The following is a 23,807-nucleotide window of genomic DNA, read 5'->3' as shown; positions in this document are numbered from 1 at the left end:
CCCCGCGCCACCATCCCCGGCAGGAAGGCCCGCCCCTCCCCCGCCAAGCCGTCTCCCGCCAAACCGTCCCCCGGGGCGCCCGCCAAACCCGGCCCGCGCCGCCCCGGCCCGCCCCCCCGCCGCCCGCGCTGATCCTCAGCCCCACCATTGCCCCGCGCCGCCGCCTTGCCCTATAGTCGCCCCGTCGGGCAAACAGCACAGGCAGGGGGCGGGATGACGGGCACAGGATTGCAGACGCTGGCCTATTTCGTCCTGCTCGCGCTGATCCTCTACACCGCCGGCAGCGGGGTGCAGTGACATGGCCCAGCGTTTCGGCGGAAAATACAGCCCCGACGGCCAGCGCCGCGGCGATGCCGATGAACGCCGCCAGGCCCGCGGCGGCCCCGCCTCGGGCGGCCAGCCCCCGCTTCCGCCCCACCGCTTCGATGGCAAGCGGCCCAGCCGCGCCGGGGCGCGGGTCAACATCTTCTTCTTCGCCTCGCTCACCCTGCTCGTTCCCGCCTTCACCGGCGGGCCGGATGCGCTGCTGCCGGGCCTTGGTGCGACCGCGCTCCTGCTGCTCGCGGCATGGCTCACCCGCGAAGGCACCCGCGCGCATCAGGAATATGACGACCGCCGCATCGCCCGCCGCCCGGCCATCCCGCGCAAGATCTTTGCCTCGGTCCTGACCGGGGCCGCCCTGGCGCTTGCCGCCTCGATCAGCCAGGCGGGCTTCCTGCCGCTGGGCATCGGCATCGCGGGCGGTCTCTTGCACCTCATGGCCTTCGGCCCGGATCCCCTGCGCGACAAGGGCACCGAAGGCATCGACAGCTTCCAGACCGACCGCGTCGCCCGCGCCGTGGACGAGGCGGAAAAGCTGCTCGCCGCCATGTCCGATGCGATCCTGCGCGCGGGCGACCGGGCGCTGGAAACCCGCGTCGACCGCTTCGCCACCACCGCCCGCGCCATGTTCCGCACGATCGAGGGCGACCCCCGCGATCTGACGGCGGCGCGCAAGTATCTCTCGGTCTATCTGACAGGGGCGCGTGACGCGACGGTGAAATTCGCCGATCTCTACCGCCAGAACCGCGATGCCACCGCCCGCGCCGATTACGAAGCCCTGCTCGACGATCTGGAAATCAATTTCGCCAGCCGCACCCAGGCGCTGCTGTCGGACAACCGCACCGATCTCGATGTCGAGATCGGCGTGCTGCGCGAAAGGCTCCAGCGCGACCACTGATCGCCCCCCGCCGCGCAGGACTGGCCGCCTGCAAGCCCGGGCTTTCCCCGGAATGGCCCCAATATCGCCGCCATTTCAGGTGATTCTCCTGCCACGGCACATCTGGCAGGATCGCATGAAAACCGCGTTCTTCTTCCTTTCCCTGCTGTTCGGACTTGGCCTCGCCCTCGCGGCGACAGGCTCGGGGCCGGGGCATCTGCTCATCGCCCTCATCCTGGCACTGGCGCTCTCGGGCCTCGTGCTGGGGGCGCTCTGGCGGCGGCTGTCGGCCCTGCCGCTTCGCGTTCTGCGCCCCCTCGCCTCGGGCCCGGCTTTCCGTCTTGCCTCTGGCGTCACTGATGGCCTTGCCACTGACCTCGCCACTGACCTCGCCTCGTGCCCCCGCGCGGGCCGTCCTGCCCTTGCCACGGATCTGCAGCATGTCACCGCCCTGCTTGCGCTGATGGGCCTGATGCTTGCGGCCAATACCGGGATTCAGCCATGACCGCCGCCCCCGCCGCCCTTTCGGGCAAGGCCCGCCCCTTCCTCCGCTTCGGCTGGCGCGCAAGCCCGGGCAGCCGCGCCTCGCGCGACTATATCGCCCTGCACGGGCTGGCCCTCGCCCTGCCGCTCTTCCGCCTGCCCGAAAGCCTGACCCAGGCCCTCGTCATCGCCGCCATCACCAGCCTCTACCTGCTGGCGCTCTGGCTGCTCGGCGCGGGCCTGCGGGCCGAGTCGGGCGAGGCGCCGTCCTCCGCCCCGGCCACGCGCCTGCCGCTGAAGACGGTCTCCGCCGTGATCATGGGCCTTGCCGTGGCCGCGGCCTTTGCCAGCAATGGCACCGCCCTGCCCGCCACCCTGCTCTGCGGCGGGCTTGCCTTCGGCCTGCACCTGCTGGCCTTCGGGCTCGATGGCCGCAACCCCTATGCCGCCGACGACATGGCCCACGACATGGCCGAGGATCCGGCCACCGCCCCGCCCCCCGATCAGGCCGATCACAGATCCGCCACCGACAGCGACCCCACCTCCGCCCGCCCCTCCGCCAACGAGACCGCCACCGATCCCGCCCGCGCCGAACTCGGGCGCATCCAGGCCGCGCTGGCCCCCTGTGACGATGCCGCCATCCGCGCCGCGACCGCCGATCTGGCGCGCGCCATCCACAGCCTTGCCGCCTCCCTCGGCCCCGATCCGGCCGACAGGCCCTTCGCCCGCCGCGCGCTCGCGCTCTGGCTGCCCGCGCTGGCCGATGCCGCCGACCATTTCGCCCCGCGCGATGCCGCCCGGCCCGATCCGGCGCGCCGCTCCGAACTGGCGGCCACGCTGGCCCGCGTCGCGGCCCGCCTCGACGACCTCGTCGCCTGAGGCCCCCTTCCCCAGCCCCCTTCGCCTTCCCCCTCCCCCTGCTTCCCCCTGCCCCTTCCTCCTTCCCCTTCCCCTCCTCCTCCCCGGTCCCCTCCCCCTTCCCCTTTCCTCTCCCCTTTCCTCTCCCCCTTCCCCTCTCCCCCTTCCCCGTCCCCCCCCCCCCTCCCCTTCCCCCTTCCCCTTCCCCCTTCCCCCCGGCCGCGCCTGCCTGCCCCGGCGTCAAGCCGCTTTTCTGGCCCCCTGCCGCAAAACCGCTCTGGAAAATCGCGCCAACCTGTCGCAGGCTGCGGCAGGCGGCGAACACCCATTTCATGACGAAGTTCCGGCGCCCCGCCCGCCCCAGTAGAAGGATCAGGCCATGTCCACCACCGTCCGCGAAGATGCCGCCAAAGCCCTCGCCGAAGTCGAGGCGCTGACCACCGCCATCCTGCCCGCGCCCGTGGCCGAGATCATGCCCCTGGACCAGGCCCCCGCCGACAAGGCCGCCGAAATCCGCCGCCGCATGGACGAGGTGGATCTGGCGAACACCCAATCCATCATCTCCTTCGGCTCCTCCGCCCAGGCGGAGCTTCAGGTCATCTCGCAGGACATGCTTGCCGGCGTGAAGAACAAGGATGTCGGCCCCGCGGGCGATGCCCTGCGCCAGATCGTCACCACGATCCGCGGCTTCGCCTCCGAGGAACTGGATGTCAGCCGCGAACGCAGCTGGTGGGACAAGCTCACCGGTCAGGCCGCGCCCCTGGCCAAATTCGTCGCCCGCTACGAAGAGGTGCAGTCCCAGATCGACCGCATCACCGAAGACCTGCTCAAGCACGAACACACGCTTCTCAAGGATATCAAGTCACTCGACCTGCTCTATGAGAAGACCCTCCGCTTCTACGACGAACTCGCCCTCTACATCGCGGCGGGCGAGGCGAAGCTTGCCGAAACCGACAGCACCGCCATCCCCGCCAAAGAGGCCCAGGTCGCCGCCGCGCCGGACTCCGACAAGGTCAAGATCGCCCAGGAACTGCGCGACCTGCGCGCCGCCCGCGACGATCTGGAACGCCGGGTGCATGATCTGAAGCTGACGCGCCAGGTCACCATGCAATCCCTGCCCTCGATCCGCCTCGTGCAGGAAAACGACAAGAGCCTTGTGACCAAGATCAACTCCACCCTCGTCAACACCGTGCCGCTGTGGGAAACCCAGCTTGCCCAGGCCGTCACGATCCAGCGCAGCAAAGAGGCCGCCGAAGCCGTGCGCGAGGCGAACGATCTGACGAACGAGCTTCTGAAATCCAACGCCGACAACCTGCAGGCCGCCAACAAGGTGGTGCGCGAGGAAATGGAACGCGGCGTCTTCGATATCGAAAGCGTCCGCGCCGCCAACGAAACCCTGATCGCCACGATCGAGGACAGCCTGCGCATCGCCGATGAAGGCAAGGCCCGCCGGGCCGCTGCGGAAACCGAATTGCAGAAGATGGAATCCGATCTGCGCGATACCCTCGCCTCGGCCCGGGCCCGCAGCACCGAACCCTCTCCCGCAAGCCCCGCCCCCTGAACCGCTCCCCTCCTCTCCCTCAAGCCCGCATCGGCCAGAACATCATGAACGCCCCCAAGGCCCTCGCCGCGCTTGCGCTGGCAGGGCTCACCGCCTGCACGCCGACCACGCCCCCGCCCACCGGGGCCAACCGCGCCACCCCGGCCGCCGCCGCGACCACGACGCTGCCTCCGGGGACCGAAACCCCCGCCTCCGCGCTCGCCCGGGCGCATTACGCCCGCGTGCAGGCGCAGCTCCTCTCGCAGGGTCTCCTGCGCACCGATGGCGGCGGCCCCGACACCCCCTTCACCGACAGGATGCTTGCGGAAAACTTCATCCGCATCGCGCTTTATGACGAATACACCCGCACCGCCGCAGGCCCCGTTCAGCGCATGACCACCAGCCGCCTGCGCAAATGGCAGGCCCCGGTCCGCGTCGGCCTGCGCTTCGGCCCCTCCACCGCGCCGGACCGCCGCGCCGCCGATACGGCCCGCGTCGCCTCCTTCCTGCAACGCCTCTCGCGCGTCACCGGCCATCCCATCGGCCTCGATGACCGCGCCCCCAATTTCTTCATCCACATCGTCTCGGAAGACGAACGCCGCGCGCTCGGCCCGCAGGTCCGCAGCGCGCTTCCCGGCCTCTCCCCCTCCGAAGTCGCGGCCATCACCGACATGCCGCGCTCCACTTATTGCCTCGTCTACGCCATGTCGGCGGGCGATGGCGCCACCTATACCCGCGCCTTCGCCGTGATCCGCGCCGAACATCCCGATCTCCTCCGCCTCTCCTGCCTGCACGAGGAGATCGCCCAGGGCCTCGGCCTCGCCAATGACAGCCCCACCGCCCGCCCCTCCATCTTCAACGATGACGAGGAATTCGCCCTGCTCACCCGGCAGGACGAGTTGATGCTGAAGATGCTCTATTCCCCCGCCCTGCGCCCCGGCATGACCGAGGCCGAGGCGCGCCCCATCGTGGAATCGCTTGCAGCCCGGCTCGTGGGCGGCGACAGTTGAACCCGGCCAGGCGACCGGCAAGGAGGCAGTGATATGGTTTTCGATTTCCTCAAGGGCGAATTCATCGACGTCATCGACTGGACGGATGACAGCCGCGACACGATGGTCTGGCGCTTCGAACGGCGCGGCAACGCGATCAAATACGGCGCGAAACTGACCGTCCGCGAAGGGCAGGCCGCCGTCTTCATCCATGAAGGCCAACTGGCCGATGTCTTCGGCCCCGGCCTCTACATGCTGGAAACCAACAACATGCCGGTGATGACCACGCTGCAGCACTGGGATCACGGCTTCAACTCGCCCTTCAAGGCCGAGGTCTATTTCATCTCCACCACCCGCTTCAACGACCTGAAATGGGGCACCAAGAACCCCATCATGTGCCGCGACCCGGAATTCGGCCCCGTGCGCCTGCGCGCCTTCGGCACCTATTCCATGCGCGTGGGCGACCCCGCGAAATTCATGCAGGAAATCGTCGGCACCGATGGCGAATTCACCGCCGATGAAATCAGCTTCCAGATCCGCAACGTCATCATTCAGGAATTCTCCCGCGTCATCGCAGGCTCGGGCATCCCCGTCCTCGACATGGCCGCGAACACCGCCGATCTGGGCAAGCTCGTCACCACCGCCATCGCGCCCCAGATCGCCGAATACGGCCTCACCCTGCCCGAATTCTACATCGAGAACATCTCCCTCCCCGAAGAGGTCGAAAAGGCGCTGGACAAGCGCACTTCCGTCGGCATCGCGGGCGATCTGAACAAGTACATGCAGTTTTCGGCGGCCGAGGCGATGGGAAAACCCGGCTCGGCGGGCGATGCCATGACCGCAGGCATGGGCGCTGCCATGGGCATGGCCATGGCCCAGAACATGGCACAGGGCGGCCCATGGGGCGCAGCGCCCGCCGCTGCCGCCGCCCCGCCACCGCCCCCGCCGCCAGCCTCACGCCAATGGCACATCGCCGAAAACGGCGCGACCAAGGGGCCTTTCTCAGAGTCCGACCTTCCCGCCCTCATCGCCAATGGCAGCCTGACCCGCGCCACGCAGGTCTGGTCCGCCGGAATGGACGGCTGGAAACCCGCCGCCGAGACGGACCTGTCCCGCCTCTTCGCCCAGGTTCCCCCGCCCCCGCCGCCCGGGGCCTGACCCATGCCCGCTGATCGCAAGAACTGGCCCTGCAACAGCTGCGGGGCCGACCTCCGCTATGAACCGGGCGCGACGGAACTGGTCTGCGACCATTGCGGCGCGCGGCAGGACATCCCCGACCTGCCCGAGGCCCGCGCCCGCCACCTGAACGAGATCGACCTCGCCCGCGGCCTGTCCGACGACCTGCCCGCCGCCCAGATGGAAAGCGTGCGCATCACCCCCTGCCCCTCCTGCGGCGCGCAGGTGGAATTCCAGGGCGCGACCCATGCCACCGAATGCCCCTTCTGCGCCACGCCCGTCGCCATCGGCACGGGCGAGGAACGCCGGATCAAGCCGCAGGCGGTGATGCCCTTCGTCCTGAACGAAAGCCAGGCTCGCCAGGCCATGACGAACTGGCTCGGCAGCCTCTGGTTCGCGCCCAACGGGTTGCAGGAATATGCCCGCAAGGGCCGCGCGCTGAACGGCCTCTACGTCCCCTTCTGGACCTTCGACGCCGCCACCCGCTCGCATTATTCCGGCGCGCGGGGGGATCACTACTATGAAACCCGCAGCGTCACCCGCAACGGCAAGACGGAAACCGAACAGGTCCGCCGCACCCGCTGGTCCGCCCGCTCGGGCTGGGTCGCGCGCGCCTTCGACGATGTGCTGATCCTCGCCAGCCAAAGCCTGCCGCGCAGCTATACCGACAATCTCCAGCCCTGGGATCTCACCACGCTGCAGCCCTGGCGCGACGATTACCTCGCAGGCTTCACCGCCGAGGGCTATACCATCCCCCTTGCCGACGGGCATGTCATGGCGCGCGAAGTGATGGAGGGCGTGATCCGGCAGGATGTCCGCGCCGATATCGGCGGCGACGAACAGCGCATCGACCAGGTCGAGACGGACTGGAAGGACGAAACCTTCAAGCATGTCCTGCTGCCCATCTGGATGGCCGCCTACAAATACAACGGCAAAAGCTACCGCTTCGTCGTGAACGGCCAGACCGGCAAGGTCCAGGGCGAACGCCCCTGGAGCGCGTGGAAGATCGCCTTCGCGATCCTTGCGGGCCTGATCGTCGCGGGCATCGTCCTGGCCGTGACCCAGTCGCGCTAGGGGGCGGAAACTGACACAGTTTCCGCGACGATTTCTGCACGCAGAAATCGGCCCCCCGCGCTGCACCCGGTCTCTCGCCCGGCATCATGCCCCCCGCTTCCCAAGCGGAAATTGCGTCAATTTCCGCCGCGATTTCTGCGTCAGAAATCGCCTTCCCCACCGGGCCAACACCCCCCCCCCCCCGATTCGCACGCCCCCGGCATGCCCCGGTTAACACCCGCCGCATCCCCCGCGCGTCTGCACAGCCGTCTGCACCGGCCCGCTGCACCGGTCGCGGCACCGCCTTTTCCGCCCTCGCCCCGAATTAATCCAGCGTCCGCAAGCACTTGACGCCCGCCCCAATCCCCCCGCTTGACTCCCATCCGCCCCCGCCCCATCACCGCCCCGAAACCTGCAACGGGGGCCCCCATGATCGACCTCACCCGCATCCTGTCCCAGGCGCATATCCCCGAACTCCCCAACCCCTATTTCGGCAAGGTCCGCGACTGCTACGATCTGCCCGATGGCACCCGCATCCTGATCTCGTCGGACCGCATCTCCGCCTTCGACCGCATCCTCGCCGCCATCCCGTTCAAGGGCCAGGTCCTGACGCAGACGGCGAAATTCTGGTTCGAACAGACCGCCGACATCTGCCCCAACCACGTCATCTCCTACCCCGATCCAAACGTCGTGATCGGCAAGCGCCTGACGATCCTCCCCGTCGAGATCGTCGTGCGCGGCTATCTCGCAGGAACCACCGGCACCTCGGTCCTGACGCTTTACAAACAGGGCCTGCGCGACATGTATGGCCACACCCTCCCCGACGGGTTACGCGACAATCAGGCCCTGCCCGCCCCCATCATCACCCCCACGTCAAAGGCCTTCGACGGCGGCCATGACGAACCCCTCACCGCGCAAGACATTGTTTCCCAAGGACTTCTGACGCAGGCGCAATGGGATGACGTCTCCGCCAAGGCCCTCGCCCTCTTCGCCCGCGGCCAGCAAATGGCCGCCGAACGCGGCCTGATCCTTGTGGACACCAAATACGAATTCGGCACGGATGAGGCGGGCAACATCCTTCTCGCCGATGAAATCCACACCCCCGATTCCTCGCGCTACTGGATCGCTTCCGGCTACGCCGCCGCTTTTGACAACGGCACCCGCCCCCCCTCCTTCGACAAGGACGTGATCCGCGCCTGGGTCGCCGCCCGCTGCGACCCCTACAAGGACGAAATCCCTGAAATCCCTCAGGAAATGATCGCCCAGACCGCCCAGGTCTATATCGACGCCTATCAGATGATCACCGGTCAGCCCTTCACCCCCGATACCTCCGGCACCACCCCCCTCGACCGCATCCGCGCCAATCTCGCGCCCTGGTTCACCCGCTGATTGTTTGCGCTAACATCGCGATATCCGCTAAGGTCGCGGCCAAGCAAAGGAGGCCCCGATGATTCTCAGCTGTGGCGAAGCCCTGATCGACATGCTCCCCCGCACCACCACGCTGGGCGAACCGGCCTTCTCTCCCTATGCCGGGGGGGCGGTGTTCAACACCGCCATCGCGCTGGGCCGCCTCGGCGCGCCCTCCGGCTTTTTCTCGGGCATTTCCAATGACATGCTCGGCCAGATCCTGACCGAAACGCTGGAAGCGTCAAAGGTCGACACGGCGCATTGCGCCCGCTCCGACCGGCCCACCACCGTGGCCTTCGTCAAACTGGTCGACGGCCAGGCCACCTATGCCTTTTACGACGAAAACACCGCAGGCCGCCTCCTCTCGCAGGATCAGCTCCCCAGCCTGCCCGCCAGCATCACCACCCTCTTCTTCGGCGGCATCTCGCTGGTGAACGACCCCGCCGCCAGCACCTATGAGGCGCTCCAGGCCCGCGAATCCCCCACCCGCGTCACGATGATCGACCCCAACATCCGCCCCGGTTTCATCGCCGGAAAGGAACCCGAATACCGCGCCCGGATCGAACGCATGATCGCCCGCGCCGATATCGTGAAACTCTCCGACGAAGACCTGCATTGGCTGATGGGCGCGGGCGACATCTCCGCCCTTGCCCGCCAACTCCTTGAAAAGGGGCCGAAACTCGTCTTCATCACCGAAGGCGCAGCAGGCGCGCGGGCCATCACCGCCACGCAGAACCGCTTCGTCGCCGCCACCCGCGTCACCGTCGCCGATACCGTCGGCGCGGGCGACACCTTCAACGCAGGCGCCCTCGCCGCCCTGCACGAAGCAGGCGCGCTGACCAAATCCGCGCTGGCCACCCTCTCCGACGCCACGCTGGACGCCGCCCTGACCCTCGGCACGCGTGCCGCCGCCGTCACCGTTTCCCGCCCCGGCGCCAACCCGCCCTGGCGGAACGAATTGTGAGGGCCGTCCTCCAGCGCGTCTCCCGCGCCTCGGTCACGGTCGATGGGCAGGTCACAGGCGAAATCGGCCCCGGCCTCCTGATCCTCGTCTGCGCGATGGAGGGCGACACCGACGAAAAGGCCGCCCAACTCGCGGCCAAGGTCGCCAAGATGCGGATTTTCAAGGATGATCAGGGCAAGATGAACCTGTCCATCCGCGACATCGGCGGGTCAGCCCTGATCGTTTCGCAATTCACCCTCGCCGCCGACCTGCGCGGCAACCGCCCCGGCTTTTCCACCGCCGCGAAACCGGAAGAAGGGCGCCGCCTTTACGAACTCTTCACCCGGCTTATGCAGGATGAAGGCATTCCCACCGCAAACGGCATCTTCGGCGCGGATATGGATGTCAGCCTGAACAATGACGGCCCCGTGACGATCTGGATGGATGTCTGACGCCCGCAGGCGTCAGTCCGTCCATTCCCAGGGGCCGGTAAATCCGCCCAGCACGTCCTGCACCCGGGCCTGATCGACAGGCCCGTTCCGCACCAGCCGCGCCACCAAGCCGCGCTTCTTGTCTTCCACCACTTCGGCGACATGGGCCGGAATGCCCGCCTCGGCCAGCGCCGCGTCATAGACCCGCGTTATGGCCTTGCGCCGCAGGTCGGGCTTGAACACCTTGCCCACCGCCGTCTTCGGCAATTCGTCAAGGATTTCAATGTGTTTCGGCACGGCGGCGCGTTCGTGGATATGGGTCTGGGCATAGGCCACAAGCTCTTCCACCCCCACGGCCTTGCCCTTCACCAGTTCCACATAGGCACAGGGCAATTCCCCCGAATGGGCATCCGGCTGGCCGATGGCGCCGACAAAGGCCACCGCCTCATGCTTCATCAGCCCTTCCTCGATCACCGCCGGGTCGATGTTATGCCCACCCCGGATGATCAGGTCCTTCGCCCGGCCGGTGATGAACAGATAGCCCTCCGCATCAATCCGCCCCAGATCGCCCGTCCGCAGGAAGCGGCCTTCCGCGAACAGGTCCTTGTTCTTGTCCACCTCGGTATAGGTCGATCCCTCGAACACGCCGGGATTGGCGACACAGATCTCGCCCACCTCATCCACCGCGCATTCGCGGAAACCCTCGGCCGTCTTGTGCAGGATACGCACATGGGTATGCGGGAAGGGCAGGCCCACCGACCCGATCTTCTTCGTCCCCCCCGGCGGGTTCACGGATACCAGACAGGTGCATTCCGTCAGACCATAGCCTTCGACGATCTCCACATTCGTCGCCTTGTAGAACCGGTTATAAAGCTCGATCGGCAGCGGGGCCGATCCCGAAAACGCGTTCTTGAGGGAGGAGATGTCAGCATCAATGGGCCGCTGCATCAGCGCGGCAAGCGCGGTGGGAACCGTGATCAGATAGGTGCATTTCCACCGCTCGATCAGCTTCCACAGATTGTCGAACACCCCCTCGCCCCGGTATCCCGCAGGCGTCGGAAACACCACATGCGCGCCGGAGGCGATCATCGACATCAGGATCGGATAGGCCGCGAACACATGGAACAGCGGCAGCGGGCACATCACGCAATCGGTTTCCTTGAACAGCAAACGCTGCCCCAGCCAGCCGTTATAGACCATGCCGGAAAGCTTGTGCTGCGCCACCTTGGGCATCCCCGTCGTGCCGCCCGTGTGGAAATAGGCGGCGACGCGGTCTTCCTTGCGGTCCTCGAATGTCAGCCGGTCTGCCGGCTGTCGCGCCAGTTCCGCGTTGAAATTCAAAACATTGGCCGTATGGCTGATCGGGTTTTTGGGCCGGATCAGCGGCACGATCCAGGATTTCGGCGGCGCGAGGTAGCGCACAAGATCCACCTCCAGCACCGTCTTGACCGAAGGCGCATGCTTCACCGCCTCGGCCACCTTCTGCGGCACGTCGGTCTTGGGAAAGGCCTTCAGCGTGACCACGACCTTGGCCTTGGTCTCGCGCAGGATTGCGCTGATCTGCTCGGCCTCCAGCAGGGGGTTGATCGGGTTCACGATCCCCGCCACCGCGCCGCCCAGCAGGGTGACGGCGGTTTCAAGGCTGTTGGGCAGGACATAGGCCACCACATCTTTTTCGCCCACGCCAAGGCTGCGGAACAGGTTCGCCGCCTGCGTCACCTTGCCGTGCAGCGCGTTCCAGGTCAGCGTCTCGGCCTTCGTGGCAGGGCCGGACAGGATCTGATAGCTGATCGCGGGCCGCGTCCCATGGGCCGCCTTCGCCCGGCCCAGGAATTCATGCATCGTGCGCGCCATGCCGCGCGCCTCCCAAGGCATTTCCGCCTCGATCGCCTTCACATCCGCAAGATTGGCGAATTCACCCATGTCATCCTCCCCTTGATGGCCCCCTTGTTCCTCCCGGGGCCTTTCAAGGGAATGTGAGGGCTCACAGCCCCCCCTGCAAGGCTGCACATCGCGCGAAACGCAACGTCAGTCGCCGTTCACGCCTGCCCATCGGTGAATTGCAGCCGCGCCAGCCGGGCATAAAGCCCGCCTTCCGCCACCAGAGCCTCATGCGTGCCGGTGGCCACGATCCGCCCCTGATCGAAGACGACGATCCGGTCCGCCCGCTTCACCGTGGCCAGCCTGTGCGCCACGACAAGCACCGTCCGCCCCTCGGACAGGCTTTCCACCGCCGTCTGCACCGCCCGCTCGGATTCCGCGTCAAGCGCCGATGTCGCCTCGTCCAGCAGCAGCACCCGCGCATCCCGCAGGATGGCGCGCGCAATGGCGATGCGCTGCTTCTGCCCGCCCGACAGCATCACCCCCCGCTCACCCAGCCAGGTGTCATAGCCCTCGGGCAGCGCCATCAGGAACTCATGCGCCGCCGCCGCCCGGGCTGCGGCCTCCACTTCCGCATCGGTCGCCTCTGGGCGGCCAAAGCGGATGTTCTCCCGCGCCGATGCCGCAAAGATCACCGGATCCTGCGGCACCATCGCGATGGCCCGGCGGAAATCGGCGCGCGCCATGTCGCGCAGGTCGATCCCGTCCAGCCGCACCCGCCCCGCCAGCGGATCATAGAACCGCATCAGCAGTTGCAGGATCGTCGTCTTGCCCGCCCCCGATGGCCCGACCAGCGCCACCGTCTCGCCCGGGGCCACCTTCAGGCTGATCCCGTCCAGCGCCGAAACCTCGGGCCGCGCCGGATAGCGGAAGGTCACCTCCTCAAAGGCGATCTCGCCCCGCACCGGGCGCGGCAGGGCCCGCGGCGCGGGCGGATCCTGCACCGGATCCTCGGCCCCCAGCAATTCCACCAGCCGCTCCGTCGCGCCGGCCGCGCGCTGCACCTCGCCCCAGATCTCCGACAGCGCCCCCACGGATCCGGCCACCATCACCGCATAGATCACGAACTGCACCAGTTCACCCGGGCTCATCACCCCGGCCCGCACATCCCGCGCGCCGATCCACAGCACGCCCACGATGCCGGTAAAGACCAGAAAGATCACGATCACCGTCATCAGCGCCCGCACCCGCGTCCGGGTCTGGGCCGCGACATAGGATTTCTCGGTCACCTCCGCGAAAGAGGCCCGCGTCCGCGCCTCATGCGTGAAGGCCTGCACCGTCTGCACCGACATCAGCGCCTCGGATGCCGTGCCGGATGAATTGGCGATCCAGTCCTGCGTCTCGCGGCTCAATCCCCGCAGGCGCCGCCCCAGAACCACGATCGGCACCACCACCGCGGGCACGATCAGCAGCACCAGCCCCGACAGCTTGACCGAGGTCAGCGCCAGCAGCACCATCCCCCCCAAGAGCATCAGCAGATTGCGCAGCGCGACAGAGATCGACGATCCGATCAGCGACAGGATCAGCGTCGTATCCGTGGTGATCCGGCTCAGCACCTCGCCCGACAGCAGCCGCTCGAAGAAGGCCGGGCTCATCCCCATCACCCGGTCAAAGACCGCGCGGCGGATATCGGCCACCACCCGCTCGCCCAGCTTGGTGACAAAGTAATAGCGCACCCCCGTCCCGATCGCGAGAAGCGCCGCAATGCCCAGCGCCGCGCCGAAATACTGGTCCAGCAGCGCCACATCCTCGTTGAACCCGTCCACCACTCGCCGCACCGCCAGCGGCAGAAGCAGGCTCATCCCCGCCGTCAGCACCAGCGCGCCCAGCGCCAGGATCGTCATCCCCCGATAGGGCCGCAGGAACGGGGCAAGCCCGCGCAGCGCGCCCACCTTCTTTGACGGGGCACGAACCTCTGCCTTGTCTTCCTTCGCCATGTCTCTTCCCTGTTGCGCGCGCGCCCCGGGTTTAGGCAATGCCCCGCCTTCGGGCAAGCGCCCGGATGGTCGCGCGCCCCTTACCCCCGCCTTTTGCCTGTGCAAGACTGCAGGCCAAGGGGGGGCTTCATGCCGGTCACGACCATCGTCTTCGATGCCTATGGCACGCTGTTCGACATCTCCGCCGCCGCCCGCCGGGCCGCGCAGGAAGACGCGCGGCTTGCCGCGCTCTGGCCCCGCCTGGCCGAGGAGTGGCGCAGGAAGCAGCTTGAATATACCTGGCTCCGCAGCCTGACCGGGGCCTATGACGATTTCCGCATCGTCACGGCCGATGCGCTGGATTGGGCGCTGGCCGCGCAAGGTATCGCCGATCCGGCCCTGCATGGCCGCCTGATGGCGCTCTATGACCGGCTCGATGCCTTTCCCGAAGTGCCCGCCACCCTGCGGCAGTTGCGTGAAGGCGGGTTTCGCCTTGCCATCCTGTCCAACGGCACGCCCGGGATGCTGGAGCAGGCCACGCAGGCGGCGGGCCTCGCCGGCCAGTTCGAAGCGATCCTCTCCGTCCACCCGCTGCGCATCTACAAGCCCCATGCCTCCGTCTATGCCCTGGTCGAGCGGGCCACCGGCACCCGCCCGCAGGATGTGCTCTTCGTCTCCTCCAATGGCTGGGATATCGCCGGGGCCGCGCGCTTCGGCTTTGCCACGGCCTGGATCAACCGCCTCGCCCTGCCGCAGGACAGGCTTCCCCAGGCGCCGCTCCATGAACTCCCCGACATCTCCCACCTGCCCCGGCTGATCGCATGACACGCTTTTTCACCGCCCCCGACGGCGCCCGCCTTGCCTATTCCGACGAAGGCACCGGCCTTCCCCTGCTCTGCCTTGCGGGCCTGACCCGCACGATGGCAGATTTCGACTATCTCCGCCCGCACCTGCCCCCCCTGCGCCTGATCCGGATGGATTACCGGGGGCGCGGGCAAAGCCAATGGACCGGCGCCGCAACCTATACAGTCCCGCAAGAGGCGCAGGATGCCATCGCCCTCCTCGATCACCTGAAGATCGACCGCGCCGCGATCCTCGGCACCTCGCGCGGCGGGCTCATCGCGATGCTGCTTGCAGCGCTGGCCAAACCCCGCCTCATCGGGATCGCGCTGAACGACATCGGCCCCGAAATCCACCGCGCGGGCCTTGCGCGCATCTTCGACTATGTCGGTCGCAACCCGGCCTCGAAGGATCACGAAACCCTCGCCGCCGCCCTGCCCCGCAACATGCCGGGCTTCGCCAATGTCCCGCCCGAACGCTGGCTGGCCGAGGCGCGGCTGCATTACACCGCCACCGATACGGGGCTGAAGATCACCTATGACCCCGCCCTGCGCGAGGCCTTCCTCGCCGCCTTCGAAGGCCCGCCCGCCGATCTCTGGCCGCTCTTCGATGCCTGCGCGGGCCTGCCCCTCGCCCTGATCCGGGGGGCGAATTCCGACCTCCTCACCCCCGAAACCACCGCCGAGATGCGCCGCCGCCGCCCCGACATGATCCTGGCGGAGGTGCCGGATCGCGCCCATATCCCCTTCCTTGATGAACCTGAAAGCCTGACGGCGGTTCACGCCTTCCTGAAAGCCTGCGCATGACCGACATCGCCCAGATCGAAGCCGCCGCCGCCCGCCTGCACGGCCATGCCCGCGTCACGCCCCTCCTGAACGCGCCCCTGCTGGATGCCGCTGCAGGCCGCCGCATCTTTGTCAAGGCCGAATGCCTGCAACTGACGGGCTCCTTCAAGTTCCGCGGCGGCTGGTCCGCCATCTCCGCCCTCGATCCCGCCACGCGGGGCAAGGGCGTCATGGCCTATTCCTCCGGCAACCACGCCCAGGGCGTGGCTCTGGCCGCGCAGGCACATGGCATCCCCGCCGTCATCCTGATGCCGTCCGACGCCCCGCAGGTAAAGATCGCCAATACCCGCGCCTATGGGGCCGAAGTCATCCTCTACGACCGCGCGACCGAAGACCGCGACGCCATCGGCGCGCGCCTCACCGCCGAACGCGGCCTGACCCTGATCAAGCCCTTCGACGATGCACAGGTCATCGCAGGCCAGGGCACGACCGGGATGGAAATCGCCGCCCAGGCCGCCGCCCTGGGGATCACCGGGGCAACCGTCATCACCTGCTGTGGCGGCGGCGGCCTCACCGCGGGCATCGCCCTTGCGCTGCAGGCCCGCGCCCCCGGCTTCACCGTCCGCCCCGCCGAACCCGAAGGCTTCGACGATGCCGCCCGCTCCCTCGCCTCCGGGCGGATCGAACGCAATGCCCGCATGGCAGGCTCGCTCTGCGATGCCATCCTCACCCCCCAACCGGGCGAGATCACCTTCCCGATCCTGTCCCGCCTCTGCGGCCCGGGCCTCACCGCCTCGGATGACGAGGCGCTTCACGCCATGGCGCTGGCCTTCACGCATCTGCGCATCGTGCTGGAACCGGGCGGGGCCATCGCGCTGGCCGCCGCCCTCTTCCGCGACGATCTGCCGGACACCGTCATCGTCACCGCCTCTGGCGGCAATGTCGATCCCGCAACCTTCCGCATGGCGCTGGACCGCCACGCCACCTGACCTAGCCTTTCCCAACCCCTCCCGCCGCTTCCTCCCCTTCCGCAGCCTGACCAGAAGTTCCCTCCCGACATGGCCCCTGTCTTCCTTCCCGATCTCCGCCTGAATGCCGATATCACCGGCCCGCAGGGCGGCGCGCCCCTCGTCCTGATCCACGCCCTCGGGCTCAGCGCGGCGATCTGGGATGACCTGATCCCCCTCCTGCCCCCCACGCTGCGCATCCTCCGCTTCGACCTGCGCGGCCATGGGGCGTCAGACGTTCCCCCCGCCCCCTATGCGATGGGCGCGCTGATCCGCGATGCCGAACGCCTGATGGATCATTTCGCGCTGAAGGATGCCGTCATCCTCGGCCTCTCCATCGGCGGGCTGATCGCCCAGGGCCTCGCCGTCAAACGGCTCGACCTCGTCCGTGCGATGATCCTGTCGAACACCGCCGCCAGGATCGGCCGCCCCGAACAGTGGCAGGACCGCATCGCCACCGTGCGCGCGGGCGGCATGGCCGCCCTGCATGACGCCACGATGGAACGCTGGCTCGGCCGCAAATGGCGCGACAACCCGGCCCTCCCCCGCCTCTCGAACCTCTTCCTCTCCACCGATCCCGAAGGCTGGTGCGGCTGCGCCGCCGCCATCGCCGGAACCGATTTCTACGAAACGACCGCCACCCTCACCCTCCCCACCCTCGCCATCGCAGGCGCCAACGACGCCTCCACCCCTCCCGACCTCGTCCGCGAAACCGCGGACCTGATCAGGGGCCACCGCTTCGCCCTGATCCGCGGTGCAGGCCACATCCCCCCGGTGGAAAAGCCCGCCGAATACGCCGCCATGATCACCCAATTCCTGACAGAGATCGCCCATGCCTGACATCCTCCTCATCCACGGCGCGGCCCATGGGGCCTGGTGCTGGCACCGCGTCCTCCCCGCGCTGCGCGCCCTCGGCCACACAGCCCGCGCCATCGACCTGCCCGGGAATGGCGACGATCCCACCCCCGCCGCCGATGTCACGCTCGACCGCTATGCCGAGGCCGTCCTTGCCGCCACGAACGGCCCCACGATCCTTGTGGGCCACAGCATGGGCGGCTTCCCCATCACCGCCGCCGCGCAACGCGCGCCAGACCGCTTCACCGCCCTCATCTACCTCTGCGCCTACCTCCCCCGCGCGGGCCACTCGCTGGCCGAAATGCGCAAGGCCGGCCCCCGCCAACCGCTCGCCGGGGCGTTCCAGATCGACGCCACCCGCACCACCTTCACCTTCGACCCCGACCAGTCCCCCGCGCTCTTCTACCACGACTGCCCGCCCGAGGACGTGGCGCTGGCCAAAGCACGCCTCTGCCCCCAACCCATCCGCCCGCAGGAAACCCCGATCCCCGACACGTCGCGCGCCGAAACGCTCCCCCGCTACTACATCCGCTGCACCGACGACCGCGCCATCCCGCCGGAATATCAGGAAACGATGTCCTCCCCCCTGCCCCCCGACCACATCCGCGCCCTGCCCACCTCCCATTCCCCCTTCTTCTCGGCCCCCGACGCCCTCGCCGCCCTCATCGACGAAATCGCGCGCCTCCCCTCTGTCAACCGCGCCTGACACGCGCTAGCTTCCCCGCCAACCCAACGGGAAGCCCCATGTCCGACCGCCGCGAAAAGCTCGCCCTCGCCTTCATCCTGATCACCATCACCATCGACGCCATCGGCATCGGCCTGATCTTCCCCGTCATGCCCGACCTGATCGAAAGCGTGACGGGCGGCACCCTCTCACAGGCGGCTGTCTGGGGCGGCATCCTCTCCACCTCCTACGCCGTGATGCAGTTCCTCTTCGGCCCCGTCATCGGCTCCCTGTCCGATCGCTACGGCCGCCGCCCGATCCTGCTGATCTCCCTCCTCGTCATGTCGCTGGATTACCTCGTCATGGCCGTGGCCCCCACGATCTGGCTCTTGCTGGCCGCCCGCATCGTGGCAGGCATCACGGCGGCCACCTATTCCACCGCCACCGCCTATATCGCCGACATCACACCCGCCGAAAAACGCGGCGCGCGCTTCGGCCTGATCGGCGCCTGCTTCGGCGTGGGCTTCGTCGCTGGCCCCCTGATCGGCGGCCTCCTCGCCGCCATCGACCTGCACGCCCCCTTCTACGCCGCCGCTGCCCTGGCGCTGGCCAACATGATCTTCGGCTTCTTCGTCCTGCCCGAAACCGTGACCGACGCCACGCGCCGCCCCTTCTCCCTCGCCCGCGCCAACCCGCTGGGCGCGCTGCGGGCCGTGTCGAAACTGCCCGGCCTGAAACGCGTGCTGACCTGCTTCCTGATCCTCGGCATCGCGATGAACGTCTATCCCGCGATCTGGGCCTATTACGGACAGGCCCGCTTCGGCTGGGACAGCACGATGGTGGGCCTGTCGCTTGCGCTCTACGGCATCAGCTTCGCCGCAGGCCAGGCCCTGCTCGTCGGCCCGCTGATCAAGCGCTTCGGCGAACACCGCGCCGTGCATTACGGCATGTGGGTGGATGTCACCACGCTGGCCGCCCTCGGCCTTGTCACGCAAGGCGCGCACGCCCTGATCATCACCCCCATCACCGCCCTTGGCGGCGTCGTCACCCCCGCCCTGCAGGCCCTCGCCTCCCGCGCCGCCCCGGCAGATGCGCAGGGCGAACTCCAGGGCGTCCTCGCCTCGCTCAACGCCATCGCCATGATCACCTCCCCCCTCATCATGACCACGACCTTCGCCGCCTTCACCACACCCTCCGCCCCCGTCTACTCCCCCGGCGCACCCTTCCTGCTCGCCTCCGTCCTGATGGTCATCTGCCTCGCCCTGCACGTCACGGGTCGCAGGAAAATCTGAAAGCGGCGCGCGCAGGTCGCAAACGGCCACGATCTTCTGCCTTGCCCCCTTCATCTTGGGAAAAATACCCTGCGGGGGTCCGGGGGTGCAAAACCCCCGGTCCGCCGCCAGCCAAGGACGGGAGGCACGGAATGAAGCTCAGGGACCTCGAAATCTTCGTCGTCGCGCCCCCCTTCCCCGGCTGGGGCGGGCGCTACTGGATCTTCCCGAAACTGACGACCGACACGGGCATCGTGGGATACGGCGAATGCTATGCCTCCACCGTCGGGCCAAAGGCGATGAAGGCCGTGATCGAAGACGTCTTCGAACGCCACATGCAGGGTGAAAACCCCGAGAACATCGAACTGATGTTCCGCCGCGCCTATTCCGCGGGCTTCACCCAGCGCCCCGATCCCACCGTCATGGGCGCCTTCTCCGGCCTCGAAATCGCCTGCTGGGACATCCTCGGCAAGGCCCGCAACCGGCCCGTCTACGCCCTGCTGGGCGGCAGGATGAATGACCGCATCCGCAGCTATACCTATCTCTACCCCGAACCCGGCAAGGAAAGCGCCGAATTCTGGGTGGACCCCGACGCCGCCGCCGAAGCGGCCCTGCGCTTCGTCAACATGGGCTTCACCGCGGTGAAATTCGACCCCGCCGGTCCCTACACGATCCGCGGCGGCCATGAACCCGCCATGTCCGACATCACCCGCTCCGTGGCCTTCTGCAAGGCGATCCGCGACGCGGTGGGCGACCGCGCCGACCTCCTCTTCGGCACGCATGGCCAATTCACCACGCCGGGCGCCATCCGCATGGGGCGCGAGCTGGAACCCTACAACCCGCTCTGGTACGAAGAACCGATCCCGCCGGACAACCTTCTGGAATTCGCCGAAGTGGCAAAATCCGTCCGCGTCCCCCTCGCCACGGGCGAAAGGATGACGACGAAGGCCGAATTCGGCACGCTCCTCCGCGCGGGCGGGGTGAAGATCCTGCAACCGGCACTCGGTCGCGTGGGCGGCATATGGGAGGCGAAGAAGATCGCCGCCATGGCCGAAATCTTCAACGCCGAAATGGCCCCCCACCTTTATGCAGGCCCCGTCGAATGGGCGGCCAACGTGCATTTCGCGGCCTCAATCCCCAACCTGCTGATCGCGGAAACCATCGAGACCGGCGGCGCCTTCCACCAGAAACTGATCCGCAATTCGATCAGATGGGAGGATGGCTACATCCTCCCGCCCGAAGCCCCCGGCCTGGGGATCGAGTTCGACGAGGATGTCGCCCGCGCCCATCCCTTCACCGGGACGGGCCTGCACCTGCAGATGCAGGAGGCCCCCTGCGACCATCGCCACGGCAACCGCTTCGAAGGCGGCGCACCTTCGACCCTGCCGCATCGGACCTGAGGGCAGGCGGGGGGGCACAGCCCCCCCGCACCCCCCCGCGCCCCAGTCAGACCGTTTTCACGAACAGGATCCACTCCCGCGCATCCACCGCCCAGTCGCCCTTGACGACCGGCCGCCGCGCCACCTCGCGATAGCCCTTCGCGGCATAAAGCTGCAGCGCCGCCTGATGCGTATCCGCCGCGATCAGGCTGATCGTCCCGCGCCCCAGCCCGCGCGTGATCTCTTCGGCCTTGGCCAGCAACGCGCTGCCAAGGCCCCGCCCGCGGAAGGCCTCATAGGTCGCCAGCACGTTCAGATACCACGACCCCGGCGCCAAGGCCTCAAGCTCCAGCAGGGGCACAAAGATCGCGGGCGTGTCCGGGTCGATCGGCGCAGGCTCCTCCTCCGCCGGATAGCCCAGCAGACAGGCGGCCACCCGGCCCTCCACCTCGGCCAGCCAGGCATTGCCATAGGAGAAACTCCCGCTCTCCCGCGCCGCCCGCTCGCGCCCATAGGCCCAGGGGTCGCCCCCTTCGCCCACCGATTTCTTCCAGAAATGCAGCGGCAGATCATCCGCCGCCATGTTGATGAACCGCACCAGATCATCGGCATCCGCCGCCGTCGCGCCCCGGATCAGCATCCTTGTCCCTTCCCGCCCAGACCTGCGCCTTCCCTGACCGATCCCCCGCCCGCAGGCAAGCCCCGTCGCGCGGCCTTTCGCGCTTGCCAGCCCGCCCCCCGCCCCCTACCACTGGCAGCACAGCCGACAGATGGAGCTTTCGACATGGCCGACATGGTTTTCCGCTTTCCCGCCCCGGGCCCCGATCCGATGGTCACCGATCTCGACGGCTGGGTAAAGGTCGAGGGCAACCCGACGATGCAGACCTGGGTGCAGCACACCTCGGCCGATGGCAGCGTGATCAGCGGCACCTGGGCGGCAACCGTCGGCACCTGGCACGCGACCTACAAGCTTTACGAATTCGTCCACCTGATCGAAGGCCAGATCACCATCACGCCCGATGGCGGCGCGCCCGTCACCCTGACCCCGGGCGATGCCTTCACGGTAGAGCCGGGCTTTGCCGGGACGTGGAAGATCGAAAAGCCCGTCCGCAAGCATTTCTGCATCAAGCTGAAATAGCGCGCCCCCTTGGGGCGGCAGGACATCGACATCATGGCCAGGCTTCCCACCACCCGCATCGACAGGCTCTTGTCCAGCATGGGCTATGGCTCGCGCAGCGAAATGGCGCGGCTGGCGCGCGCGGGCGGCATCACGCTGGATGGGGCCGACCTGACCGATGTCTCCGCCCGCCTCCCCGTCACGCCGGACCTGCCCGCCCGGCTGCGGATCGACGGGGAACCGCTCGATCCCCTGCCCGGGCTGGTGATCCTGCTCGCCAAGCCGCTCGGGATGACCTGCTCGCACAAGGAAGACGGGCCGCTGGTCCATGACCTGTTGCCGAAACGCTGGCGGCGGCGCGATCCGGCCATCTCGACCGTCGGTCGCCTCGACAAGCAGACCTCGGGCCTTCTGCTGCTCACCGATGACGGCGCGCTCCTGCACCGCATCATCAGCCCGCGCCAGCACATCCGCAAAACCTATCGCGCCCGCCTCGCCCGCCCGCTGCAGGGCCATGAAGGCCCCCTCTTCGCCTCGGGCGATCTGATGCTGGAGGGCGAGGAAAAACCCCTCGCCCCGGCGGAACTCCTGCCCCTCACCCCGACCGAGGCCCTGCTCACCATAACCGAAGGCCGCTATCATCAGGTCCGCCGCATGTTCGCAGCCGCGGGAAACCATGTCGAGGCGCTGCATCGCGAAAGCCTGGGCGGCCTGACCCTGCCCGCAGACATGGCCCCCGGAACCTGGCGGCTGCTGACAGAGGCGGAAATCGCACGGATCTTCGAATAGCCCCCGCAGGGGCAACCGCAGGGGCAACAGCCCGGCCAGACGCCTGATCCTGAAAACTGGCGATCCCGGGAGGACTCGAACCCCCGACCCGCCGCTTAGAAGGCGGCTGCTCTATCCAGCTGAGCTACGGGACCGTTGCCCCCTTTTGGCCGACCCTGCCCCGTCAGGCAAGGGGCCTAAAGCTGCCGCGTCATGAAGACGGAATTCGGATCGTCCCAATAGCCCTCGAAGGGCGGGCATTCCGTGAAACCGGCCTTGGCATAAAGCGCGCGCGCCGCCACGAAAGTGGGCTGCACCCCCGTCTCAAGGCTCAGCCGCCGAAAGCCCGCCGCGCGGGCCTCGTCGATCAGATGGGTCAGCATCCGGCGCGACAGGCCGCGCCCCCGCATCTCGGCCAGCACATGCATCGACTTGATCTCGGCATGGGCGTCGTCGATCCGCTTGAAGGCCCCCATCCCCACCGGCATCCCCACATCGCGCATCACGAAGAACCGCACCGCCGGAATCGCCAGTTCCGAGGCATCCATCATGTGGATCGATTCGGGCGGCGTATCGGCATGCATGTCGGCGGTGTGCCGCTCGAACAGAAGCCGCAGGTCGGAACCGACCGGGCTTTCCTCGGTGATGGTGATGCTCATGCCCGTCAGTGCGTCCAGGCCCCGCGCCGGTCGGTGGCGAAATTCTCGCCATAGCCGCGCGGGCGGATCACCGGCTTGCGCGCCTTGGGAAGGATAACGTCGAACTCGATCCCCTTCGCCACGGCATAGGCCTCTGCCGCCTCGCGCGTGTCAAAGCGCAGCTTCACCTGCGCCTGGGTGTCGTCGCTCGATGTCCAGCCCATCAGCGGGTCCACCTCGCGGGCCGAAGCCGGGGCGAATTCCAGGACCCAGCCCTTTGCCTTGGCCGTTCCGGATTGCATGGCGGTTTTCGCGGGCTGATAGATGCGGGCGCGCATGGGTGGGAACCTCCTGATCGTGCAGGGCCGTTCTGGCGAAATTCCCGCAAAGACGCAAGCGACAGCTTGTCCGGGGACGCTTTCCTTCAAAACTGCCGACCGGCCACGGGGAGTGTGGGTGGGGTGTGTGGTGCGACCGGCCGACAGTCCTGCTGCTTGCCCCTCCACCATGACCCAGTCACGCAGGCATTGCAACTCACGGATGCGAGACTTCGCCACAAAACACGATAAAATTGTCCCCACAATCTTCACAGTTCGGAAATCTGCCCG

The 23,807-nt window shown here is 67.9% G+C and carries 25 protein-coding genes and 1 tRNA gene; 20 read left to right on the top strand and 6 right to left on the bottom strand.

What is annotated here, in order from left to right; all coding sequences use genetic code 11:
* Nucleotides 1-165: 165 nt before the first annotated feature.
* The 11 genes from G5V65_RS22705 to dtd all read left to right on the top strand — a co-directional run bounded on the left by G5V65_RS22705 (nt 166) and on the right by dtd (nt 10,099).
* Nucleotides 166-297 (top strand): hypothetical protein, encoded by a 132-nt coding sequence (locus G5V65_RS22705; RefSeq protein ID WP_277602948.1) that lies wholly within the window; start codon nt 166-168, stop codon nt 295-297.
* A gap of 1 nt (nt 298) precedes the next feature.
* Entirely contained in the window at nt 299-1,219 is a 921-nt protein-coding gene (locus G5V65_RS13445; protein ID WP_165050967.1) for a 5-bromo-4-chloroindolyl phosphate hydrolysis family protein, read from the top strand.
* 115 nt (nt 1,220-1,334) lie between these two features.
* Nucleotides 1,335-1,703: a hypothetical protein gene (locus G5V65_RS13440; protein ID WP_165050965.1), complete on the top strand. Its 369-nt coding sequence runs from the start codon at nt 1,335-1,337 to the stop codon at nt 1,701-1,703.
* Nucleotides 1,700-2,560: a hypothetical protein gene (locus G5V65_RS13435; protein WP_165050963.1), complete on the top strand. Its 861-nt coding sequence runs from the start codon at nt 1,700-1,702 to the stop codon at nt 2,558-2,560. Before G5V65_RS13440 ends, G5V65_RS13435 begins: the two co-directional genes overlap by 4 nt.
* A gap of 358 nt (nt 2,561-2,918) precedes the next feature.
* Nucleotides 2,919-4,100 carry a toxic anion resistance protein gene (locus tag G5V65_RS13430; RefSeq protein ID WP_165050960.1) on the top strand — a complete coding sequence of 394 codons (1,182 nt, stop codon included), beginning with the start codon at nt 2,919-2,921 and terminating at the stop codon, nt 4,098-4,100.
* 44 nt (nt 4,101-4,144) lie between these two features.
* Nucleotides 4,145-5,089 (top strand): DUF2927 domain-containing protein, encoded by a 945-nt coding sequence (locus G5V65_RS13425; protein ID WP_165050957.1) that lies wholly within the window; start codon nt 4,145-4,147, stop codon nt 5,087-5,089.
* Nucleotides 5,090-5,122: 33 nt separating this feature from the next.
* Complete coding sequence (locus G5V65_RS13420; protein ID WP_165050954.1) at nt 5,123-6,226, top strand: SPFH domain-containing protein; 1,104 nt, start codon at nt 5,123-5,125, stop codon at nt 6,224-6,226.
* 3 nt (nt 6,227-6,229) lie between these two features.
* A complete protein-coding gene (locus G5V65_RS13415; protein ID WP_165050952.1) occupies nt 6,230-7,318 on the top strand; it encodes a primosomal protein N' (replication factor Y) - superfamily II helicase in 1,089 nt (362 codons plus the stop codon).
* Between the two features lie 408 nt (nt 7,319-7,726).
* Nucleotides 7,727-8,686, top strand: coding sequence for a phosphoribosylaminoimidazolesuccinocarboxamide synthase (locus G5V65_RS13410; protein ID WP_165050949.1), 960 nt, complete (start codon nt 7,727-7,729; stop codon nt 8,684-8,686).
* A gap of 58 nt (nt 8,687-8,744) precedes the next feature.
* Nucleotides 8,745-9,668 (top strand): carbohydrate kinase family protein, encoded by a 924-nt coding sequence (locus G5V65_RS13405; protein ID WP_165050947.1) that lies wholly within the window; start codon nt 8,745-8,747, stop codon nt 9,666-9,668.
* Complete coding sequence (gene dtd, locus G5V65_RS13400; RefSeq protein WP_165050945.1) at nt 9,665-10,099, top strand: D-aminoacyl-tRNA deacylase; 435 nt, start codon at nt 9,665-9,667, stop codon at nt 10,097-10,099. Before G5V65_RS13405 ends, dtd begins: the two co-directional genes overlap by 4 nt.
* 12 nt (nt 10,100-10,111) lie before the next feature.
* Here dtd and G5V65_RS13395 read toward each other — a convergent pair whose 3' ends face one another.
* The gene (locus G5V65_RS13395) at nt 10,112-12,001 is read right to left on the bottom strand and encodes an acyl-CoA synthetase (RefSeq protein ID WP_165050942.1); all 1,890 of its coding nucleotides are present in this window, start codon (nt 11,999-12,001) and stop codon (nt 10,112-10,114) included.
* Between the two features lie 116 nt (nt 12,002-12,117).
* Complete coding sequence (locus G5V65_RS13390; protein WP_165050939.1) at nt 12,118-13,896, bottom strand: ABC transporter transmembrane domain-containing protein; 1,779 nt, start codon at nt 13,894-13,896, stop codon at nt 12,118-12,120.
* A 129-nt stretch (nt 13,897-14,025) separates the two neighbouring features.
* On the opposite strand from G5V65_RS13390, the gene G5V65_RS13385 reads away from it, so the two are divergent.
* From G5V65_RS13385 to G5V65_RS13355, 7 genes are all read left to right on the top strand, one after another.
* Nucleotides 14,026-14,700 (top strand): haloacid dehalogenase type II, encoded by a 675-nt coding sequence (locus G5V65_RS13385; RefSeq protein WP_165050936.1) that lies wholly within the window; start codon nt 14,026-14,028, stop codon nt 14,698-14,700.
* A complete protein-coding gene (locus G5V65_RS13380; protein WP_165050934.1) occupies nt 14,697-15,521 on the top strand; it encodes an alpha/beta fold hydrolase in 825 nt (274 codons plus the stop codon). Before G5V65_RS13385 ends, G5V65_RS13380 begins: the two co-directional genes overlap by 4 nt.
* Entirely contained in the window at nt 15,518-16,489 is a 972-nt protein-coding gene (locus G5V65_RS13375) for a threonine ammonia-lyase (RefSeq protein WP_165050932.1), read from the top strand. The genes G5V65_RS13380 and G5V65_RS13375 overlap by 4 nt, the downstream gene beginning before the upstream one ends.
* Before the next feature lie 69 nt (nt 16,490-16,558).
* Nucleotides 16,559-17,347, top strand: coding sequence for a 3-oxoadipate enol-lactonase (gene pcaD, locus G5V65_RS13370; protein ID WP_165050930.1), 789 nt, complete (start codon nt 16,559-16,561; stop codon nt 17,345-17,347).
* A complete protein-coding gene (locus G5V65_RS13365; RefSeq protein WP_165050928.1) occupies nt 17,340-18,068 on the top strand; it encodes an alpha/beta fold hydrolase in 729 nt (242 codons plus the stop codon). Before pcaD ends, G5V65_RS13365 begins: the two co-directional genes overlap by 8 nt.
* A gap of 38 nt (nt 18,069-18,106) precedes the next feature.
* Complete coding sequence (locus G5V65_RS13360; RefSeq protein WP_165050926.1) at nt 18,107-19,318, top strand: TCR/Tet family MFS transporter; 1,212 nt, start codon at nt 18,107-18,109, stop codon at nt 19,316-19,318.
* A 131-nt stretch (nt 19,319-19,449) separates the two neighbouring features.
* Entirely contained in the window at nt 19,450-20,697 is a 1,248-nt protein-coding gene (locus G5V65_RS13355; protein WP_165050924.1) for a mandelate racemase/muconate lactonizing enzyme family protein, read from the top strand.
* 46 nt (nt 20,698-20,743) lie between these two features.
* Here the strand turns inward: G5V65_RS13355 and G5V65_RS13350 are convergent, their stop codons facing one another.
* Nucleotides 20,744-21,316, bottom strand: a complete 573-nt coding sequence (locus G5V65_RS13350) for a GNAT family N-acetyltransferase (RefSeq protein WP_165050922.1) — start codon at nt 21,314-21,316, stop codon at nt 20,744-20,746.
* A 144-nt stretch (nt 21,317-21,460) separates the two neighbouring features.
* On the opposite strand from G5V65_RS13350, the gene G5V65_RS13345 reads away from it, so the two are divergent.
* The gene (locus G5V65_RS13345) at nt 21,461-21,814 is read left to right on the top strand and encodes a cupin domain-containing protein (protein WP_165050920.1); all 354 of its coding nucleotides are present in this window, start codon (nt 21,461-21,463) and stop codon (nt 21,812-21,814) included.
* 33 nt (nt 21,815-21,847) lie between these two features.
* On the top strand, nt 21,848-22,582 hold the full coding sequence (locus tag G5V65_RS13340) for a pseudouridine synthase (protein WP_165050918.1): 735 nt from the start codon (nt 21,848-21,850) through the stop codon (nt 22,580-22,582).
* Nucleotides 22,583-22,639: 57 nt separating this feature from the next.
* Here the strand turns inward: G5V65_RS13340 and G5V65_RS13335 are convergent.
* The 3 genes from G5V65_RS13335 to G5V65_RS13325 all read right to left on the bottom strand — a co-directional run bounded on the left by G5V65_RS13335 (nt 22,640) and on the right by G5V65_RS13325 (nt 23,537).
* Nucleotides 22,640-22,716, bottom strand: a tRNA-Arg gene (locus G5V65_RS13335).
* Between the two features lie 42 nt (nt 22,717-22,758).
* Nucleotides 22,759-23,229 carry a GNAT family N-acetyltransferase gene (locus G5V65_RS13330; protein ID WP_394352244.1) on the bottom strand — a complete coding sequence of 157 codons (471 nt, stop codon included), beginning with the start codon at nt 23,227-23,229 and terminating at the stop codon, nt 22,759-22,761.
* A complete protein-coding gene (locus G5V65_RS13325) occupies nt 23,226-23,537 on the bottom strand; it encodes an ETC complex I subunit (protein WP_165050915.1) in 312 nt (103 codons plus the stop codon). The genes G5V65_RS13330 and G5V65_RS13325 overlap by 4 nt, the downstream gene beginning before the upstream one ends.
* Between the last annotated feature and the right edge of the window lie 270 nt (nt 23,538-23,807).

It is taken from the genome of Paragemmobacter kunshanensis (assembly GCF_011059185.1).
Classification (GTDB): Bacteria; Pseudomonadota; Alphaproteobacteria; order Rhodobacterales; family Rhodobacteraceae; genus Paragemmobacter; species Paragemmobacter kunshanensis.
The sequence above is the reverse complement of the archived record's forward strand: the minus strand, read 5'-3'. Positions and strand labels throughout refer to the sequence as shown.

Coding starts and splice junctions, on each gene's coding strand:
- G5V65_RS13350 (WP_165050922.1), bottom strand. CDS start 21,316: ATGCTGATCCGGGGCGCGACGGCGGCGGATGCCGATGATCTGGTGCGG.
- G5V65_RS13380 (WP_165050934.1), top strand. CDS start 14,697: ATGACACGCTTTTTCACCGCCCCCGACGGCGCCCGCCTTGCCTATTCC.
- G5V65_RS13345 (WP_165050920.1), top strand. CDS start 21,461: ATGGCCGACATGGTTTTCCGCTTTCCCGCCCCGGGCCCCGATCCGATG.
- G5V65_RS13325 (WP_165050915.1), bottom strand. CDS start 23,537: ATGCGCGCCCGCATCTATCAGCCCGCGAAAACCGCCATGCAATCCGGA.
- G5V65_RS13375 (WP_165050932.1), top strand. CDS start 15,518: ATGACCGACATCGCCCAGATCGAAGCCGCCGCCGCCCGCCTGCACGGC.
- G5V65_RS13435 (WP_165050963.1), top strand. CDS start 1,700: ATGACCGCCGCCCCCGCCGCCCTTTCGGGCAAGGCCCGCCCCTTCCTC.
- G5V65_RS13365 (WP_165050928.1), top strand. CDS start 17,340: ATGCCTGACATCCTCCTCATCCACGGCGCGGCCCATGGGGCCTGGTGC.
- G5V65_RS13360 (WP_165050926.1), top strand. CDS start 18,107: ATGTCCGACCGCCGCGAAAAGCTCGCCCTCGCCTTCATCCTGATCACC.
- G5V65_RS13355 (WP_165050924.1), top strand. CDS start 19,450: ATGAAGCTCAGGGACCTCGAAATCTTCGTCGTCGCGCCCCCCTTCCCC.
- pcaD (WP_165050930.1), top strand. CDS start 16,559: ATGGCCCCTGTCTTCCTTCCCGATCTCCGCCTGAATGCCGATATCACC.
- G5V65_RS13430 (WP_165050960.1), top strand. CDS start 2,919: ATGTCCACCACCGTCCGCGAAGATGCCGCCAAAGCCCTCGCCGAAGTC.
- G5V65_RS13410 (WP_165050949.1), top strand. CDS start 7,727: ATGATCGACCTCACCCGCATCCTGTCCCAGGCGCATATCCCCGAACTC.
- G5V65_RS13395 (WP_165050942.1), bottom strand. CDS start 12,001: ATGGGTGAATTCGCCAATCTTGCGGATGTGAAGGCGATCGAGGCGGAA.
- G5V65_RS13390 (WP_165050939.1), bottom strand. CDS start 13,896: ATGGCGAAGGAAGACAAGGCAGAGGTTCGTGCCCCGTCAAAGAAGGTG.
- G5V65_RS13440 (WP_165050965.1), top strand. CDS start 1,335: ATGAAAACCGCGTTCTTCTTCCTTTCCCTGCTGTTCGGACTTGGCCTC.
- G5V65_RS13425 (WP_165050957.1), top strand. CDS start 4,145: ATGAACGCCCCCAAGGCCCTCGCCGCGCTTGCGCTGGCAGGGCTCACC.
- G5V65_RS13340 (WP_165050918.1), top strand. CDS start 21,848: ATGGCCAGGCTTCCCACCACCCGCATCGACAGGCTCTTGTCCAGCATG.
- G5V65_RS13415 (WP_165050952.1), top strand. CDS start 6,230: ATGCCCGCTGATCGCAAGAACTGGCCCTGCAACAGCTGCGGGGCCGAC.
- G5V65_RS13405 (WP_165050947.1), top strand. CDS start 8,745: ATGATTCTCAGCTGTGGCGAAGCCCTGATCGACATGCTCCCCCGCACC.
- G5V65_RS13385 (WP_165050936.1), top strand. CDS start 14,026: ATGCCGGTCACGACCATCGTCTTCGATGCCTATGGCACGCTGTTCGAC.
- G5V65_RS13420 (WP_165050954.1), top strand. CDS start 5,123: ATGGTTTTCGATTTCCTCAAGGGCGAATTCATCGACGTCATCGACTGG.
- G5V65_RS13445 (WP_165050967.1), top strand. CDS start 299: ATGGCCCAGCGTTTCGGCGGAAAATACAGCCCCGACGGCCAGCGCCGC.